This window comes from Halobacillus massiliensis (genome assembly GCF_900166625.1).
Taxonomy (GTDB): domain Bacteria; phylum Bacillota; class Bacilli; order Bacillales; family Halobacillaceae; genus Halobacillus_A; species Halobacillus_A massiliensis.
This window is the reverse complement of record NZ_LT800499.1, coordinates 468,317-486,494: the sequence shown is the minus strand read 5'-3', so window position 1 is coordinate 486,494 and position 18,178 is coordinate 468,317. Positions and strand designations below refer to the sequence as shown.

At 41.1% G+C, this 18,178-nt stretch carries 18 protein-coding genes; 9 read left to right on the top strand and 9 right to left on the bottom strand.

Annotated elements, in window-relative coordinates; genetic code table 11:
* Positions 1 to 147: 147 nt before the first annotated feature.
* The 5 genes from B7E06_RS02480 to treP all read right to left on the bottom strand — a co-directional run bounded on the left by B7E06_RS02480 (position 148) and on the right by treP (position 6,105).
* Positions 148 to 1,551: an MBL fold metallo-hydrolase gene (locus B7E06_RS02480; RefSeq protein ID WP_082232504.1), complete on the bottom strand. Its 1,404-nt coding sequence runs from the start codon at positions 1,549 to 1,551 to the stop codon at positions 148 to 150.
* Positions 1,552 to 1,621: 70 nt separating this feature from the next.
* A complete protein-coding gene (locus B7E06_RS02475; protein WP_082235874.1) occupies positions 1,622 to 2,125 on the bottom strand; it encodes a DUF6933 domain-containing protein in 504 nt (167 codons plus the stop codon).
* 115 nt (positions 2,126 to 2,240) lie between these two features.
* Positions 2,241 to 2,954, bottom strand: coding sequence for a trehalose operon repressor (gene treR, locus B7E06_RS02470; RefSeq protein WP_082232503.1), 714 nt, complete (start codon positions 2,952 to 2,954; stop codon positions 2,241 to 2,243).
* Between the two features lie 24 nt (positions 2,955 to 2,978).
* Positions 2,979 to 4,664, bottom strand: coding sequence for an alpha,alpha-phosphotrehalase (gene treC, locus B7E06_RS02465; RefSeq protein ID WP_082232502.1), 1,686 nt, complete (start codon positions 4,662 to 4,664; stop codon positions 2,979 to 2,981).
* Positions 4,665 to 4,695: 31 nt separating this feature from the next.
* Positions 4,696 to 6,105, bottom strand: coding sequence for a PTS system trehalose-specific EIIBC component (gene treP, locus B7E06_RS02460; protein WP_082232501.1), 1,410 nt, complete (start codon positions 6,103 to 6,105; stop codon positions 4,696 to 4,698).
* 315 nt (positions 6,106 to 6,420) lie between these two features.
* On the opposite strand from treP, the gene B7E06_RS02455 reads away from it, so the two are divergent.
* The 3 genes from B7E06_RS02455 (at position 6,421) to trhO (ending at position 9,365) form a co-directional block, all read left to right on the top strand.
* The gene (locus B7E06_RS02455; RefSeq protein ID WP_179133926.1) at positions 6,421 to 7,671 is read left to right on the top strand and encodes an MFS transporter; all 1,251 of its coding nucleotides are present in this window, start codon (positions 6,421 to 6,423) and stop codon (positions 7,669 to 7,671) included.
* A gap of 56 nt (positions 7,672 to 7,727) precedes the next feature.
* Positions 7,728 to 8,273, top strand: a complete 546-nt coding sequence (locus B7E06_RS02450) for a cysteine hydrolase family protein (RefSeq protein WP_082232500.1) — start codon at positions 7,728 to 7,730, stop codon at positions 8,271 to 8,273.
* A gap of 144 nt (positions 8,274 to 8,417) precedes the next feature.
* Positions 8,418 to 9,365 carry an oxygen-dependent tRNA uridine(34) hydroxylase TrhO gene (gene trhO, locus B7E06_RS02445; protein ID WP_082232499.1) on the top strand — a complete coding sequence of 316 codons (948 nt, stop codon included), beginning with the start codon at positions 8,418 to 8,420 and terminating at the stop codon, positions 9,363 to 9,365.
* A gap of 18 nt (positions 9,366 to 9,383) precedes the next feature.
* Here the strand turns inward: trhO and B7E06_RS02440 are convergent, their stop codons facing one another.
* From B7E06_RS02440 to thiD, 3 genes are read right to left on the bottom strand one after another with little or no spacing between them, the layout of a single operon-like run.
* Positions 9,384 to 9,839 (bottom strand): YrvL family regulatory protein, encoded by a 456-nt coding sequence (locus B7E06_RS02440; protein WP_179133925.1) that lies wholly within the window; start codon positions 9,837 to 9,839, stop codon positions 9,384 to 9,386.
* 12 nt (positions 9,840 to 9,851) lie between these two features.
* Positions 9,852 to 10,547, bottom strand: coding sequence for a Type 1 glutamine amidotransferase-like domain-containing protein (locus B7E06_RS02435; protein WP_143414439.1), 696 nt, complete (start codon positions 10,545 to 10,547; stop codon positions 9,852 to 9,854).
* Positions 10,510 to 11,307, bottom strand: a complete 798-nt coding sequence (gene thiD / locus B7E06_RS02430) for a bifunctional hydroxymethylpyrimidine kinase/phosphomethylpyrimidine kinase (RefSeq protein ID WP_082232496.1) — start codon at positions 11,305 to 11,307, stop codon at positions 10,510 to 10,512. Before thiD ends, B7E06_RS02435 begins: the two co-directional genes overlap by 38 nt.
* 95 nt (positions 11,308 to 11,402) lie before the next feature.
* Here thiD and B7E06_RS02425 point away from each other — a divergent pair, with 95 nt between their 5' ends.
* The 4 genes from B7E06_RS02425 to B7E06_RS02405 all read left to right on the top strand — a co-directional run bounded on the left by B7E06_RS02425 (position 11,403) and on the right by B7E06_RS02405 (position 15,038).
* On the top strand, positions 11,403 to 11,705 hold the full coding sequence (locus B7E06_RS02425) for an MGMT family protein (RefSeq protein ID WP_082232495.1): 303 nt from the start codon (positions 11,403 to 11,405) through the stop codon (positions 11,703 to 11,705).
* A 14-nt stretch (positions 11,706 to 11,719) separates the two neighbouring features.
* Entirely contained in the window at positions 11,720 to 12,670 is a 951-nt protein-coding gene (locus B7E06_RS02420) for a PD-(D/E)XK nuclease family protein (protein WP_082232494.1), read from the top strand.
* Positions 12,671 to 12,731: 61 nt separating this feature from the next.
* Positions 12,732 to 13,364 (top strand): SDR family oxidoreductase, encoded by a 633-nt coding sequence (locus tag B7E06_RS02415; protein ID WP_082232493.1) that lies wholly within the window; start codon positions 12,732 to 12,734, stop codon positions 13,362 to 13,364.
* A 393-nt stretch (positions 13,365 to 13,757) separates the two neighbouring features.
* Positions 13,758 to 15,038 (top strand): helix-turn-helix domain-containing protein, encoded by a 1,281-nt coding sequence (locus tag B7E06_RS02405; RefSeq protein WP_179133924.1) that lies wholly within the window; start codon positions 13,758 to 13,760, stop codon positions 15,036 to 15,038.
* A gap of 17 nt (positions 15,039 to 15,055) precedes the next feature.
* Here the strand turns inward: B7E06_RS02405 and B7E06_RS02400 are convergent, their stop codons facing one another.
* Positions 15,056 to 15,931, bottom strand: a complete 876-nt coding sequence (locus B7E06_RS02400) for a 5'-3' exonuclease (protein ID WP_082232490.1) — start codon at positions 15,929 to 15,931, stop codon at positions 15,056 to 15,058.
* Positions 15,932 to 16,153: 222 nt separating this feature from the next.
* On the opposite strand from B7E06_RS02400, the gene exaC reads away from it, so the two are divergent.
* Together exaC and B7E06_RS02390 are read left to right on the top strand one after the other, a co-directional pair.
* Positions 16,154 to 17,674 carry an acetaldehyde dehydrogenase ExaC gene (exaC, locus tag B7E06_RS02395; RefSeq protein ID WP_082232489.1) on the top strand — a complete coding sequence of 507 codons (1,521 nt, stop codon included), beginning with the start codon at positions 16,154 to 16,156 and terminating at the stop codon, positions 17,672 to 17,674.
* Positions 17,675 to 17,810: 136 nt separating this feature from the next.
* Positions 17,811 to 18,176, top strand: a complete 366-nt coding sequence (locus B7E06_RS02390) for a DUF779 domain-containing protein (protein WP_082232488.1) — start codon at positions 17,811 to 17,813, stop codon at positions 18,174 to 18,176.
* Positions 18,177 to 18,178 lie beyond the last annotated feature (2 nt).

Here is an 18,178-nt window from a genome sequence, read left to right as displayed (position 1 = left end):
ACAAGTTTAAGTTTATTTTTCAATGTGTGTTAATTAATAACACCTCCCCTAATCCTATACCTATAAATCTTTTACCTCTGCTTAAATAGCAGAGGTCTTTTTTTATAATAAAATAGAGCTGCCCGTCATGAGCAGCTCTTCGTAAGCTTAAGAAGCGTCTTTAAACTTTTTCCAGGCCCCAAATCCGCCTTTTAAGTTTAAAACACCTTTAAATCCATTGGCCTGCAGGATGCTCGCAGCAATGGCTGAGCGCACCCCTGACTGACAATGCACAATTGGAGTTTTTCCTTCAGGGATTTCATTTAAGCGATCGGGAAGTGTACCTATCATCACATGGATAGCCTCCTCTATATGCTCTTCATCCCATTCCTCCTGAGTTCGAACGTCTACCACTACATAATCGTCACTGCTCCTGAAAGTTGAATCAAATTCTTCGGGAGTAATGTTTCGGTAGGTTTCTAATCCGCCTATCTGCTCAAGTTCTTTAACATCTGTATATGCGGTTAATTGGTCGAGACCAATAGACTGCAGTGTTTGATTAATTTCTTCCAAGTCTTCCTGCTCGCTAAGGATTACAATATCTTGATCATAGCTGATCAGCCAGCCTGCCCAGTTGGCAAATCCTTTATTGATTGGGATATTTAATGTCCTCTCAATATGGCCTTTTTGAAACGATTCTTTTGGCCGTGTATCAATAACGGCTGATGTACCAGCTGCTTTTTCACGCAGCTTAGTAATTTCAATTTTTTCAAGCTCCGGTACTTCCTTCAGCAGCGCTGGTCCTTCTTTGTTTAGTTTTTTCATTTCAGAGAAGTATTTAGGAGGCTCAGGCTGTCCATCAAGCAACTCTTCTGTGAAGTCTTTTTCATTATCTTTCTTAAGTGCCCAGTTGGTTACTTTTTCATAACCGACCGTTGAAGATGGAACAGCTCCCAGCGCTTTTCCGCATGAACTGCCTGCACCATGGCCCGGCCAAAGCTGAACGTAATCAGGAAGTTCTTTAAAACGCTCCAGGGACTTATACATTTCTTTGGCACCTTTCTTTGAGGTGCCCTCTGCCCCTGCTGCTTTTTCGAGAAGATCCGGACGTCCCACGTCACCGACAAACACAAAATCTCCTGTAAAAATCCCCATAGGTACGGAAGCCCCTCCTCCTTCGTCTGTTAAAAGGAAGGATAAACTTTCCGGAGTATGACCTGGTGTATGCATGATATCAAGCCGGACTTTTCCAACATAAAATTTATCTCCGTCCTTGAGCCATTGATGATCATATTGATCGGCATACCGGTATTTCCAGTCATCTTCTCCTTCATCAGAGAGATAAAGCTTTCCGTTCACAGTGTCTGCAAGTTCCCTTGCTCCTGATAAAAAGTCTGCGTGAATATGAGTTTCTGTTATGGAATGAATCTTAAGATTTTCTTTCTCAGCTGTTTCCAAGTAAGGCTGTATATTTCGAGCTGGATCTATAACTAAAGCTTCGCCCGTCTTTTGACATCCTACCATGTATGACATTTGGGCAAGTTTTTCATCAAAAAATGATTTAAAAAACATTGCAGCATCCCTCCGCTAAATTAGATTACACAAATGACATACCCTATAAGGTATTTAAATAAACAATGATTTAAGCAAAATACTCGCGAAGAGTTTTTACTGGAGTGTATTCTTTTAGAGGACTGTACACTAATTCTGCATTCGTAATATAATTTATTTCCGCAGCGTCAATTTCTTCATAAGGCAGGCCTTCTACAGAATCCTCAAGAAACCACTTCACTTCTTTCATCATTCCGAGAACACTTCGATTATCTGTTTTTGTAAAAACAATTTGCTCAGTCGAATCAAGCATCTCTTTTATAATATGTTCTTCTATTTTTAAAAGCTGAAGCAGTTGTTTGAGTGATCCTTTAAAGACGCTTTCCAAATTTTCAAACTGCTGCTTTCGAAGTCCAAATAAGGATAGAGTAATCCCCGTCTCATCATTCATGAAAATTAAGCATTTTCTCCGATTTAGTGTAATGAGATTGGCGTGCCATTTATTAATTTTCGGAGTTTCTTTGAATGCTTCAGGATTCTGAGGTTCGATATTTAATTGTTTTGCCAGCTTTTGAGTTAATCCTATAGTAATCATAACTGCTCCACCTCTCTTCTTTGTGTCTATTACCCGCATTATATACTTCCTCATATAATTCAACAACTTTTACATGAAAAGCCCGGGATTTCGTTGCATCCCGGGCTTTTCATTCTTATTTAGTACGTCTTGCAAAATCCACAAATTGAAACTTATCGGGCCGGTGCCGCGACTCTGTATATTGAAACAATGTCGCATCCGCAAGATAAACATAGCCGCGAATAACAACCACCTGGGAATGTTCTTTTACGTCAAGCAGCTCTTTATCTTCATCCGTGACAGGTTCAACAACGATCTCTTTTTTCGCAAAGCTGATTTCAAGTCCGAGTTTGTCTTCAAAATACTCGTAGAGAGAATTTTCAGCTGTCTCTTTAGTCAGCTCCGGCACGATATCTGAGCGAATGAAATCCTTATCGAGGATAATCCTCTCCCCATTAATTACACGGGCTCTCGTAACTTTCCAAATCTTAATGGAATGGCTGCAGTTTAATCTTTTTTTCAATTGATTATCTGCATTCTGAAGGTAAACTTCGTGAACGATCGTTTTAAAATCCTGACCTAACTGCTCCGACAGTTCTTTAAAACTCGTCAGCCCAGATACCGGAAATTCAAACTTGCTATGGTCGAGCACAACGGATCCTTTTCCTCTTACCTTTTGAATATAACCATTTTGAGAAAGAAGATTTAACGCTTTGCGGACCGTCTCTCTCGAAGTAGAGAACTGTTCAGTTAGTTCGTGTTCGGATGGAAGTGTATCCCCTGCCTTATATTCACCTTGCTGGATTTTCTGTACTAACTCATTATAAATAAGAATAAATTTATTTTTCATATTTTCTTCACCGTTTTAATCCTATCACTTCGACGTGAAATGGTAAACGATGGATTCGTACGGTCGTAAAATAATGTTCTGATACTCCTTAGAAGACTCCTCATAATTACTGATTAATATTCTTGATTCGCCCTCAAGCTTAACGTCTGCAGGCAGCTGGAATTCTGTTTCTTCCCCGTAAAAATTATTAACGACAAGCAAGGCTTCATCATTGGATTTTCTAGTGTATGCGAACACCCGGTCATTCTTTTCATCAATTAATGAATAATCACCATAGGTAATGATGTCATGGGTCTTGCGCAGTTCAATCAGCTTCTGATAATAAGTGAAGATCGAATCTTGTTTCCCCATCACCCGTTCAGCATTTATTTGATCATAGTTATCGGCAACAGGAATCCATGGAGTTCCCTCTGTGAAGCCTGCCTGTTGACTGCTGTCCCATTGTACAGGAGTTCTCGAGTTATCCCGTGATTTCTGTTTAAGAATTTCTAGAATCTCTTCTTCCTGCATACCTTTTTCTTTCATAATCTGATAGGCATTCAGAGATTCAATGTCACGATATTGTTCAATGGATTCAAAGTTTGGATTTGTCATTCCGAATTCTTCTCCCTGATAAATATAAGGAGTCCCCTGCATCATGTGTATCGTTGTTGCAAGCATCTTTCCTGACTCCTCAGGGTAATTCACATCATCTCCAAATCTTGATAAAACACGGGGCTGGTCGTGGTTGCACCAGAACAGAGCGTTCCAGCCGCTTCCTTTATGCATTTCTTCCTGCCATGTAGACAGAATTTGTTTTAATTGAAGGAAGTCAAACGGTGCCTTTGTCCATTTCTCCCCATTTGGATAATCCACCTTTAAATGGTGGAAATTAAACGTCATACTCAGCTCTTTACGTTCAGGAGCTGTATATCTGATACAATGCTCAATCGTTGTAGAAGACATTTCGCCCACTGTCATTAAATCATAAGGACTGAACACTTCTCTGTTCATTTCCTGCATATATTCGTGCACCTTAGGACCGTCTGTATAAAACTTACGGCCGTCACCTGGGGCAATGCTTCCATCATCATCTGGAAACTCTGGATCTTTGGATATAAGGTTAATTACGTCCAGTCTGAATCCGTCGACACCCTTCTCTCCCCAGAATCGCATCATTTCATAAAGATTTTCTCTTACCTCAGGGTTTTCCCAGTTTAAATCGGCTTGAGTGACATCGAATAAATGCAGATAGTACTGCCCGGTTTCCTCGTCATACTCCCAGGCATTCCCGCCGAATTTTGACTGCCAGTTCGTTGGCGGTCCGCCGTCAACAGGGTCTTTCCAAATATAGTAGTCACGATAAGGGCTGTCTTTGGACTTTCTGGATTCTTTAAACCACTTATGATCAGTAGATGTATGGTTAATGACAATATCCATAATCAGCTTCATTCCGCGCTTATGGGTTTCATGAAGCAGCCGTTCAAAATCTTCCATCGTTCCATATTCCTCATGGATGTCGTAATAATCGCAAATGTCATAACCATTATCATTCTGAGGTGATTTATACATCGGGGTGAGCCAAAGGACGTCAACCCCGAGTGTATTTAAATAATCAAGCTTTTCGATAATTCCCTGGATGTCGCCCACACCATTTCCTGTTGTATCGTTAAAGCTTTTCGGGTAAATCTGGTATATTACTGCTTTTTTCCACCAGGTTTGTTCAGTCATATATGAGCTTCCTCCACTTCTATATTGAATCTTAGACGTCTTTTTTGCGTTTGGCATACAGGTAAGTTGCGACTAACGGAAGGATGATTACAATCGCCATTCCCACTAAAAAGTCCAACCAGTAATCCGATACGATCGAGAAGATCCCCGGTATGCCACCTACACCAATAGAGTTAGCCAGGACACCCCGTGCTGAAATATACAAACCAGCAATAGCTGATGAAGAAATTGCTATGACAAACGGGTACTTAAAGCGCAAGTTAACCCCGAATAGTGCCGGCTCTGTAATACCTAAATATGCAGAAACACCTGAAGATAAACCGAGCCCTTTAAGCTTTTCATCTCGTGAAGCAAGCATAATAGCAAAGGCTGCAGAACCTTGGGCAATGTTTGAAAGGGCAAGCATCGGCCATAGGAATGTTGTGCCTGTACTTCCAATCAGCTGAATATCAACCGCAAGGAATGTATGGTGCATACCTGTAATTACCAGTACTCCATACAGTCCGCCATAAATTAAGCCTCCAAGTGTTGCAAAGCTGTCAAATACAGCTACAAGACCATCTGTAATAAAGTTTCCGATAGCAAACGTTACGGGTCCGATAAACATGAAAGTTAAAAATCCTGTTACTAACAAGGCGACAGGTCCCACAACTAGCAGCTGGACACTGTCAGGAACTCTTTTTCTTAGAAATAGTTCAATTTGTGTTAACACATAAGCGGCTACAAGTACAGGAAGCACCTGACCCTGATAGCCAATCTTCTCTATCTCCCAGCCAAATAAGTTCCATGTCGGAACGCTTCCTTCTTCTACTGCCTTTCCGTAATCCCAGGCGTTGAGCAGTTCAGGGTGCACAAGAATAAGTCCGATTACAATTCCAAGAATTGGGCTTCCGCCAAACCGCTTAACTGCTGACCAGCCAATTAACCCTGGTAAAAAAGTAAAGGCTGTATTTGCAATAATTATAATCATATTGGCAATGTCGGCCCATTGCGGATATACATCGATGACCGACTGATCATCCCAGAAGATTCCAGTTGCTGTTAATATGTTATTAATCCCAAGTAGAAGACCGGCTGTAACGATGGCAGGTAAAATAGGTATAAAAATATCAGCTAACGTCTTAATGCCTCGCTGCAGCGGGTTCATTTTTCCTTTAGATGCTTCTTTTACATCCTCTTTAGATGACTCTCCAATACCGGCAAGTGCTACTAACTCTTTATAAACTTTATCAACCGTCCCTTGTCCAACGACGATTTGAAATTGTCCATTCGTTGAAAAGGAACCTTTGACTGCATCTATCTTATTTAACTTCTCATCATCTACGATTCCTTCATCATGCAAAGCTAAACGCAGACGGGTTACACAATGAGTCGCTGCAGAAATATTTTCTTTACCGCCTATAGCTTCAAGTATTTCTGCGGCTTGTTTTTTATGATCCATTCATCTTCCTCCTAAATGTAAAATTGGCATCAGACTATATATACAGCAGCCAGAATGTACAGGTTATTTCCTAGAGAAACCACCTCCATTAATAGTTTTCAACAACCATTAACCGCTTACATTATGTCACAAAATAATAAACTTGTATATACAAAAATCTACTTAGATTATAATTTGTATATACAAGTTTTGCAACCGTTTTTATTAAAATACTTTTTATTAATATTACCTTCCCGATCTTTCTCTTATTTACACATAAGCAAATCCCTTAATTCGATTGTTTATTTATTATATAATTAGGGTGTCGAAATAAATATGGAAGAAGGGATTTATACGGTTATTCCGGAAGATCAGACAAAAAGAAATGTAGCAATTATGTGGTTTGCTAACTTCTTTGTTGCAGGAAGCATCACTATGGTTCTTCCTTTCTTATCTTTATATATTGATGAGCTTGGTAACTTTTCAAGTTCTTATGTACAGACATGGTCAGGATGGGTGTTTGGGATAACCTTCGTGACCGCTTTTCTATTTTCGCCTATTTGGGGGAAAATTGGTGATAAGTACGGAAGAAAAAATATACTGATTATTTCTGCAGCAGGGTTAGCACTATCTGTCTTGTTAATGGGATTCGTTACATCCGTATGGCAGTTATTTCTTTTAAGGTTATTCATGGGAATCTTTACAGGATTCATTCCTATGTCACAGGCTTTAATCTCCACACAGACGCCTAAAAAGGTAGCCGGACAGGTACTTGGAACTCTGCAGACTGGGAGCATTACAGGGACTTTGCTCGGTCCAATGATTGGCGGTGTCATTGCTGACTCTATCGGCTATAGCACGACTTTCCAATTTGTATCTATTTTTGTATTTCTCTCTGCTTTTATAGTTCTTTTCGGAATTCATGAACAGCGTATGGAATCAGAGGATCAGAGTGAGAAATCAAGTTATACATCTAAAGAGGTAGTCTCTCACATTGTAAGACAGCCTGTGCTGCTTGTTGTTATGGTTCTTTCTTTATTTATTCAAGTCGCACATTTCAGCATTCAGCCTATCCTTTCTTTATATGTAGAAGACCTTCACGGCCCTGCGAATCTGGCCCTTTTCTCTGGTATTGCTTTTTCTGCAGCAGGCCTTGGAAACCTTTTGATGGCAAGGCGCTGGGGAGCTATCGGAGATCGAATTGGTTATACTAAAATACTCGTGATCCTGCTGTTTATGGCAGGGCTTGTTTATTTTCCGGCCGCCTTTGTTACAAACATTTGGCAGCTCGTGATTTTGAGGTTTTTACTCGGAGTATCTATCGGAGGCATTATCCCTGTCCGCACGGCTTATATTCGTCAAAAAGCGCCTATTGCTATGCAGGGTGAAGTCCTTGGCTATAACACAAGCTTGCGGTTCCTCGGAAATATTATCGGCCCGGCAATGGGTGGAATGGTTTCCGGTTTGTACGGTTTTTCAGCCGTATTCTTTATTACGAGCGGCCTGTTAATCCTCTGCGGTGCTGTATTATTATTCACTTTACAAAAAAGGTCACCTGCTGTAAGCCGGCAAACCTCATCTGTCTAATTCAAACCGCTTTGTGTTAATATAAGTGTATATACACTGGGCAGGGGGCTTTTTATATGGAGAAAGCATTAATTATAATCGATTATACCGTGGATTTTGTGGCAGATGACGGAGCATTAACGTGCGGGGATCCTGGACAGCGCATTGAGAACACTATTACACAACTGGCAAAGAATTTTCTGGAGAGCGGCCTGGTCGTTTTCGCTGTGGATGTTCATGAGAAAGAAGATCCCTATCACCCGGAGGCTAAGCTTTTCCCTCCCCACAACATTCGCGGAACTAAAGGCCGTGACTTGTTTGGAAGTGTGAAAAATGTCTACGAAGATAATAAAGCGAAAGACCATGTAATGTGGATGGATAAAACGAGATACAGTGCTTTTTGCGGCACGGACTTAGATGTTAAACTCCGCGAGCGCGGCATTAATGAACTTCACCTTGTTGGCGTCTGCACGGACATTTGCGTGCTTCATACAGCCATGGATGCTTATAACCTCGGCTACAAAATTGTTGTTCATAAAGAGGCCGTCGCCAGCTTTAATCAGGCGGGACACGAGTGGGCGTTAGGGCACTTTGAATCTGCCCTGGGAGCATCTGTACAATAAATAAACCGCCCGCTTTGGGCGTTTTTTATTTGTAAACAATTTACAAATGATTGGCATTTGCTATTCTTTACAAAATCGAATATTATGGACTATGGGAATTTATGAAATTTAACTTAATGTTATACACATATAGGAGGAATCATCATGAGCTCAAAAGATTACCGAGTTCTGTTGTACTACAAATATGTTGATATGCCTGACTATGAAGAATACTGTGATAATCACTTAAAACACTGTAAAGATCTTGGTCTACGCGGCCGTATCATCGTATCTCCAGAAGGCATTAACGGTACAGTTTCTGGTACAGTGGAACAAGTCGAGCAATATATGGATTATGTACGTTCAGATGACAGGTTTGCTGATATGCACTTTAAAATCGATGAACATGAAGGACATGCCTTTAAGAAAATGCACTGCCGGGTAAAACCGGAACTTGTTAACTGGAGCATTGAAGAAGACGACATCGACCCTAAATCCTTCGGCGGTAAGCATTTGAAGCCGAAAGAGTTTTATGAAATGCTTCAGGACGAAGATACAATTGTGATCGACGGTCGAAATGAATATGAATATCGTATCGGACACTTCCGCAACGCCATTAAGCCTGACGTTAACCATTCCCGCGAATTCCCTGAGTGGATCGCTGAGAATGCCGATAAGTGGAAAGATAAGAAGGTTCTTACCTACTGTACAGGCGGGATCCGCTGCGAAAAGCTGACAGGCATCCTTATGAAAAATGGAGTCGAAGATGTATACCAGCTCGAAGGCGGAATTACGAGTTACGGCAAAGACCCTGAAGTGAAAGGGCAGCTGTTTGATGGAAAAATGTATGTATTCGATGAGCGGATCTCTGTTCCAATTAACCAGGTCGAAGAAAAAGTAGTCGCTAAATGCGAACACTGCGGCACACACGAAGATCGCATGATTAATTGCAGCAACCCTGTATGTAATCGTCAATACGTCTGCTGTAAGGATTGCGAAATCGAGCACCATGCAGCATGTACAACAGAGTGCAAAGAACACCCGGAGAACCGCTGGGATGCACAGCGTCAAAAACAAATCGATAAATACGACAGAATTTCCGGTCAATTATAAAAAACTCGCTTAGGGCTTCTAAGCGAGTTTTTCTCTTTTCAGTTTTCTTCCGTCAATAGCATAGTCTGCTGCTATCAGTACACCAGCAAATACCCACTGTGACCAATAGTGCATCGTGACACTAGTGATAATTTGATTAACAATATAAACAGCCGCCCAGGCTAAGAAGAAAGAAATTGTCAATTTGACATGAAAGTAGACATTTCGGGGAAGCTTCATCGCGTAAAGCAGAATACTTATAAACTTTCCGAGAGCTCCCAGAAGAAAACCGACTAAAATCAACAGCATTGCGAACCATACTAACGCACGTCTCGTTTCGTAAGTAACGTCCGTTAATTGGAAAATACCGGTCATGAACAGTAAAAATGTAAAGAATATCATAAGAGATGCTAATAAAATGACCGCAAAAAGGCTTAAAATGACAATGGTTCTTGTTTTCCTGTCAAGCTCATTAAATGGTCTCTTTTTCGCCATATGTTTCATTCCTTATTTACCTTTTTTACCATAATGCAAGCATACATACCCTTCACTTTCAATAAGTTGTCCATTTTCTAAATAAATTCCAGAAGAATCATCAATCCCGTAGCCCAGCTGTACTTCAGCCGATTTGACAGACTTAATCAAATGCTGTTCATCGTTCCATCTCAGCAAATGTACAGCGATGATACAGTCTTTTAACAAGCCAAGCCCCTTTTTATAGATAACTTTATGTTGTTCGTTGTCTTTAGCAGAAATCACGCAGAGCTCCGGCATAATTAAGGCTCCCGCTGAGAACCCTGCCACAGGTACACCCTTCGCATAGAGACTCTTAATGATCGAATACAGCTCTGTCTCAACAACATTCTTTTGATATTGTGTGGTGTCTCCCCCGCCGATTATGACGCCGCCTGCTTTTTGAATGAGGTCAAGCTCCCCCTCATCAAAACTCTCTTTCAAGGGAATAAACGTAAAAGAAACCGAGCTGTCTAAGTCCAAAAAAACATTTGTATAAATGTCCTGGTATTCAGAAATCCCCATTGTTTCCCTCTCAATGTAAAGAACAACAATAGAACCTTCACCTGTAAGTGATAAATATCTTTCAGCAAGACATCCTGGCATAGGCGGACCTCCGCCAGCTAAAAACAAATGGCACATCGTGTTCACCTTATCTTTTCCGAAAGGCTGCATGATTTGTAGAACCAATCCCCCTGTCAAAGGAAAGGGCCACTTCAATAGCAGCGGTTACAAACTCTTTTGCTTTACGGACAGCTTCTTCCACAGATTTCCCTTTGGCCAGTTCCGCTGTGATAGCAGCTGAATACGTACATCCAGCACCGCTCGTATGGATGGTGTTCACCCGTTTGGATTCAAGCTCAATCATCTGCTCACCATCAAATAAAATATCGACAGCCGGATAGTCTTCAAGAGAACCTCCTTTAACGAGAACATAATCAGCTCCAAGCTTATGAAGCTCACGGGCGGCCCATTTCATTTCGTCGGGAGATTGAGGCACCGGTGCATTTAATAAACGACCAGCTTCCATTAGGTTAGGTGTAATTACTAAAGCAGATGGCAGCAGCTGTTCGATAAGTGTTGTAATCGCTTCATCCTTAAGAAGCTGTGAGCCCATTTTTCCAATCATAACCGGATCAACGACGACCTGTTTTATTTTATAATCTCGAATCAGTCCGCTTACTGTCTGAATAATATCTTTCGTAAAAAGCATCCCTGTTTTCAAAACATCCGGTCCGACATGTTCAAAGGAGGCATGAATTTGTGCTTCCACTGCTTCAAGAGGCTGTGTAAAAATCCCCCTATCAGTTATAGAGTTATTGGCAACAAGAGCCGTAACCGCACTCATTCCATACACATCAAGCTCCTGAAAAGTTTTAAGGTCTGCCTGGATACCCGCGCTTCCTTGAGCTGCGGATCCAGCGATCGTTAACACGCGTGGTATACTCATACATAGACCTCCGTCCTTTTATAGGTTTAAAAAAAGTGTACCAGATTTTGCTATATTAAATCTACGAAAGCACTGCAAAAGGGAGCTGTTTTTTTATGAAGCCTTTTACAGAAAATGCTCTGGCTGTCATCCGCTCCATTCCTGAGGGACGGGTCATGACCTATAGCCAGGTGGCTGTTAAAGCAGGAAGTCCCAGAGCCGCAAGACAGGTCGTCCGTATACTCCATTCGATGAGCCGGAAACATAACCTTCCGTGGCACCGTGTCATTAATGCAAAAGGAGAAATTGCTATTAAGGATGAAGAGGCTGCTTTTGAACAACAGCTGGCCCTTGAAATGGAAGGCATCACAGTCATCAATCGAAAAGTCGATTTAGACACATACCAAGCGAAAGAATAAAGAAGGTGTTCTATATGTTTGAAGTCAGAGATTATCCTGAACTGTCATGGTCATTGTCAAGGCATAAGACAATGCTGACATGCCTGAGAAAGTATGCTTATGATTACTACATTTCTCATAACGGCTGGCTGTCAGATGCAGATACACTTGCACGCCAGACCTATCGCTTAAAGAAAATCACAAACTTGGAAATGCACTTTGGAAGTGTACTTCACGATTTAATCTATCAGATTATCCAGCGAGTTTTGCAAAATAAAGAGATTCCTAGTGAGGAACGCGTCGTCGATGAGATTCGGCACCATTTAAACCGCGGATTCATTGAATCTACGAAAAAAGAGCACCTGTGGCAGCATCGGCCCAAGCATTATACAATGCTTCATGAGATTTACTACAGTCAGACCAATACACTTCCGCCCGGGAAAATCCAGAAGATTACCGATCGACTGCAAACAACGGTGAAAAACTTTTTCGCCAGCACTTCTTTTGCTGACGTGTTAAACAAGAAGGATATGCGTTTTCTCGAGTCGGAGAAATTTCGTTATATGAAGGTCAACGGGATCAAAATTTTTATTGTGATGGATTTAGTATATCAAGACCTGCAAAATAACCGCTGGATTATCGTTGACTGGAAAACAGGAAAATCATCTGAAGAAGACCGCAGCCAGCTGGCTCTCTATGCTTTATATTTGAAACAGAAATACAATATTTCTTCTTTAGAAGATATTATCATCCGAAATGAATATCTCCTTGACGGTAAATCAGTCGAGCACACATTAACAGAACATGATGTAATGAATGTCCAGCGGCTTTATAATATCAGCATTGAGCATATGCAGTCTCTGCTGGCTGAACCTGAAAAAAATGCGCCGAAGTCACTTGAATCCTTCCCTATGCAGTCCAATCCCAAAATTTGTTCGATGTGCAACTATCAGGAACTTTGCTTCCCAGCATCTTCGGATGTTTAGAGAATACGCCAACAGGCTAAACATTTAGAAGACGCATAAAAAGAAAGGGATGTATTTATAAATGAAAGTACTTGTAGCAGGAGCAAACGGAAAAACTGGTAGTCTACTTATTCAATTATTAAAAGAAGAAGGACACGAGCCTTATGGAATGGTTCGAAAAGAAGAACAGAAAAGCAATATTGAACAGCTTGGTGGTATTCCTGTACTGGCAGACTTAAAAAGCGATGTCGGCCATGCAGTCAAAGGAATGGACGCCGTCATTTTTGCAGCAGGCTCCGGTTCCTCCACTGGCCCTGATCAAACAGAAGCCGTAGACCGTGACGGAGCGATTAACCTCATTAAAGCAACAGAAAACTTCGGAATTAAGAAATTCATCATGCTTAGTGCTATGAACGTTGACGAGGCAGACGAAGCTGAAGGAAACTTTAAACTTTACCTTGAATTGAAAGGTGAGGCTGATGAATATTTAAGAAGTACAGAGCTTGATTACACGATCGTTCGTCCAGGCGGCCTTACCAATGAAGAAGGCACTAGCAAAGTGAAGGTCGGCGATAAAGTGGAAAAAGGCGAAATCCCTCGTGCCGATGTAGCGAAAACGATTATCTCTTCACTGCAGGAACCGAACGCGTATCACAAAACATTCGAGCTGATTTCCGGCGATACTCAAATTGAAGAAGCATTGAAAAATTTATAAAACCAGTCACTTATTTTGTACTGGTTGAACAGGCTGTCGGGGAAAAAATCCCGACAGCCTTTTTATGTATGCCGTCTTCCTTTCGACGTCCCTTCCTGCTCTTTCGACGCTTCTGCGCTCCCTTTCAGCTCTTCTCCTCGCTTTCGGCGGTTCTCCGCTCCCTTTCAACTCTTCTCCTCGCTTTCGGCGGTTCTCCGCTCCCTTTCGACTCTTCTCCCTGCTCTTTCGACAGTTCACCCTCTCCCCCGCCACTTACAGCTTTCTAATACCATAAACCTAACTAAATACTTACAAAGAAAACAAAAATTATGATAAATTACCTAATTTATTCACTTTTCAAATAGTTCTTTTGGTATAATAAATATAATATTTATGAAGAAGAGGTGGTTTTTAATGAAAGGTCAATTAATTAAACAGCACCGAAAATACAAAAAATTAACATTGGAACAGTTATCGAAAGGCATCTGTTCCCCATCCTATCTCAGTAAAATTGAACGTAATAATTTTAGAGCAAGTGATGAAATTTACCGACTGCTGAGTGATAAGCTCAATATCAAATTGGATACCTTTAGTGAGAAATTTGATAAACGGATCTATGACCAGCTGATGCAGTGGCATGAAGCGATTAAGCTAAAGGATTTAGAGAATGCGGAATATCTTTATATAAAATGCCAGGCAGAGCTTCAAGCGAATCAAAATTTTGAGCTTGTGGGCCTTTATAAGGTGATTCACTCTCGCTACATCCTTACTACTCAAAAACAGCCTCTCCCAGAGGATGTTTTAAATCAACTCCACGGAAATTACTCTCAATCTTCCTATGAATACCGTTTTTTATATTTCAAAACGGTAGGGATCCACTATTTTATAACTGCCGATTACAAACAAGCTATAACCCATTTACACTCAGCTGAAGATCTTTTAGAACAGTTTTCGCTTAGTGACCATGAGCTATACTTCCATCTCGCTCTTACTTATACTCATCTTCATATGTATGTAGAGTCTAATTACTATGCGGAAATTGCCCTCGAAGGGTTTCAGAATTCGTTTAACTCTCCAAAAGTAACTCAATGTTATATGCTGCTGGGCAGGAATTATAGCTCTCTGGATGTTCAATCTGCGGCTGAACGCATTTTTTTACAGCTTCTCCGTGTTCCAAAAAACCAGCTGAGCCTTTCCGAACGTGGAAAGATTTATCATCATATGGGCTTCATTTATTATCATCAGGAGAAATATGAAAAAGCTCATGATTTCCTCCATAAGTCATTAGAGCTGAATCAAACAGAGAAAGCTGCTAATTATTTTCTGCTTGCCAAAACGTCCTTTTGGGGTAATTTTGGAGAAACCTCTATGTGGAACTACATATCTCTTGGAGAAGAAGAAGCGGTCAATACAAACAGTTTAAAATTTGAACATAAACTATTTGTTCTAAAACAGATCATACTGAAAAAGACCGACGAAGAATCTTTCATTGAAAAACTTGAGAAAGAAATCCTGCCTGATTTTCTCCGTCTTGATGAATTCGAGGATTACAAAGAGCATCTGGAACTGCTCGGTGATATTTATTACAGAAAACGTCATTACAAGAAAGCCGCGACGTTTTTTATGGAAGCCAATCATTATATATCCTTACAGAAAAAGAACCTCCGTTCCAAAAAGAAAAGGTCAGTCCAGTAAATGGACTGACCTTCCTATTACATTCCTACTAAATTCTTCTTCCAGTTACGAAATTCCAAATCATCAAATTTATTTGCCATACGCGTCTCATTAATAAAGAACAGAGCATCTTCAAGTGAACAGTTAACATCTGCTTCACAATTTATGCGTGCCAGCTTTCTTGAGAGGTGAAGCATTTCAAGATCCTGCTCAATCTTTGTCCTCTGCCCTTTTGTAAGCTGATCCATATTCTCCAGGATGCCTTCAATCGTTTTATGCTGAATCAACAGTTTTAGTGCGGTTTTCTCCCCGATTCCTTTTACCCCGGGATAGTTGTCACTGCTGTCGCCCATTAACGCTTTTAAGTCTACCATCTGCTGGGGGGTGATTCCTTTTTCTTCATAAAAAGAATCCTCTCTATACTCAGCATAATTTCCATATCCTTTTTTCAGCAGAAGTACAGATACATTCGGCTGAAGGAGCTGAAGCATATCCTGATCACCTGTTAAAATGAATACTTGGGAATGCTCGCTGTATTCACGGCTCAGTGTTCCCATGCAGTCATCTGCTTCATACCCTACCTGCCCTATATTCGGGATATCGAGAGATTCGATCACTTCTTTTGCGAGATCAAATTGAGGAATGAGTTCTTCAGGAGGAGCGCCCCGATTTGCTTTATAATCCGGGAACATATCATTTCTAAACGTTTTGCTCCCCATATCCCAGCAGCATACTACATGTGTCGGCTGATACGTATCGATTGCCGTAAATAAATGCTTTACCATTCCGTATACGCCATTTGTAGGAATTCCTTTACTATTTATCATATAATAATTGCTCATAGCTGTAGCATAAAACGCCCTGAAAAGAAGGGCCATTCCATCAACGAGCAGGATTCGATTGGTTGTAGTCATCTATCTTTTCTCCTTTTCGTTCCTTGATTTAATAGATTCATTATAACAAAATTCTCTTATTCTATGCAGGAGAAAAACTAACCATTTTGATTTCGAGAGGAAAGTTATCTAATAATTGACAAAATTCAGGGACAGTGATAATTTCAAAACAAGTGCATGGGAACATTTTGACGCTTATTGTAAGCGTTTGCACTAAAACGTTGAAACAGGAGGAATTAATCGATGGTTTATGCATTTCCCAATACGGAAGGATCAATTGTACATTTCAAAGACCGCTATGATAATTTCATTGGCGGTAAGTGGACACCACCAGTAAAGGGTCAATATTTTGATAATGTTTCACCCGTAACAGGGAAAAATTTCTGCCAGGTTGCCCGTTCAACTGAAGAAGACATTGAGCTTGCCCTGGATGCGGCACATAAAGTGAAAGATGAATGGGGGAAAACGTCTGTTACCGAACGTTCCCTCGTTTTAAACCGAATTGCGGATCGTATGGAAGAAAATCTGGAGCAGCTGGCGGTAGCAGAGACATGGGAGAACGGAAAAGCCGTCAGGGAAACACTGAATGCAGATATTCCTCTGGCTATCGATCACTTCCGCTATTTTGCTTCGGTGATACGTGCGGAAGAAGGAACAATTGGCGAAATTGATAACGATACGGTTGCTTACCATTTTAAAGAACCGCTCGGTGTGGTCGGTCAGATCATTCCTTGGAACTTCCCTATTTTAATGGCTGTTTGGAAAATTGCTCCTGCCCTGGCAGCAGGAAATGCCATTGTTCTCAAACCTGCGGAACAGACTCCTGCCTCGCTTATGTACTTACTAGAATTAATTGAAGATTTACTGCCGGCTGGTGTTTTGAATGTTGTGAACGGCTTTGGTTTAGAAGCTGGAAAGCCGCTTGCTCAAAACCCTCGCATCAATAAAGTAGCGTTTACCGGTGAAACAACAACCGGACGCATGATTATGCAGTATGCTTCTCAAAATATCATACCTGTTACATTAGAACTTGGCGGCAAATCTCCTAACATCTTTTTTGAGGATATTATGGATAAAGACGATGATTTCTTAGATAAAGCGATTGAAGGCATGGTTATGTTTGCCCTTAATCAGGGGGAAGTCTGTACATGTCCTTCCCGGGCTCTTATTCAGGAATCCATTTACGACAAATTTATGGAGAGAGCTGTTGAACGTGTTAAAGCGATTAAGACTGGCAACCCGCTTGATCCTGAAGTAATGATGGGAGCACAGGCTTCCTCAGAGCAGCTAGATAAAATTCTATCTTATTTAAATATCGGTAAAGAAGAAGGCGCTGAAGTTCTTGCCGGAGGCGAACGCAACCAAATGGATGGCGATTTTTCAGAAGGTTACTATGTTCAGCCTACGATGTTTAAAGGAAATAACGAAATGAGAATCTTCCAGGAGGAAATTTTCGGACCGGTCCTCTCTGTCACTACGTTTAAAGATAAAGAAGAAGCCATGTCCATTGCCAACGATACATTATACGGTCTGGGAGCAGGAATCTGGACTCGTGACATAAATACAGCCTATCGCTTTGGACGCGGTATTCAAGCCGGTCGTGTATGGACAAACTGTTACCACTCCTATCCAGCACACGCTGCCTTCGGAGGCTATAAAATGTCCGGCGTCGGCCGCGAAAACCATAAAATGATGCTCGGCCATTATCAGCAGACGAAAAACCTTCTCGTCAGCTACAGCCCGAAAAAGCTTGGATTCTATTAAAATTGAAAGTCAGTGGCCAGCGATCATGTTTGCAAATTAGATGACAAACCCTTTTTAGCAGCATGAGATCTCATACGGCAGCTGGAACGCCTAAAAGCTTTTATGTCTTACTTTTAATGGAGGTGACTTACCCGCCATGGTAGAAAGAGTAACGGCTACAGAAGAAGCCCTCAAGCTTATTGATACGCTCAAAGAAAAGCATGGTTCCCTTATGTTTCACCAATCAGGGGGCTGCTGTGATGGAAGTTCGCCGATGTGCTATCAGGAGGGTGATTTATTAATTGGCAGTCAGGATGTATTTCTTGGAGAAATTGGCGGAGTTCCTTTTTATATCAATAAACAGCAGTATGATTACTGGAAGCATACACAATTAATTATTGATGTAGTGGAAGGCCGTGGAGGAATGTTCTCCTTAGAAGGTGTAGAAGGAAAAAGGTTCTTGTCTCGATCAAGAGCTTTTACGGATGAAGAATATAAAGAATTGAAAGCTGCAGAGATTTAAGA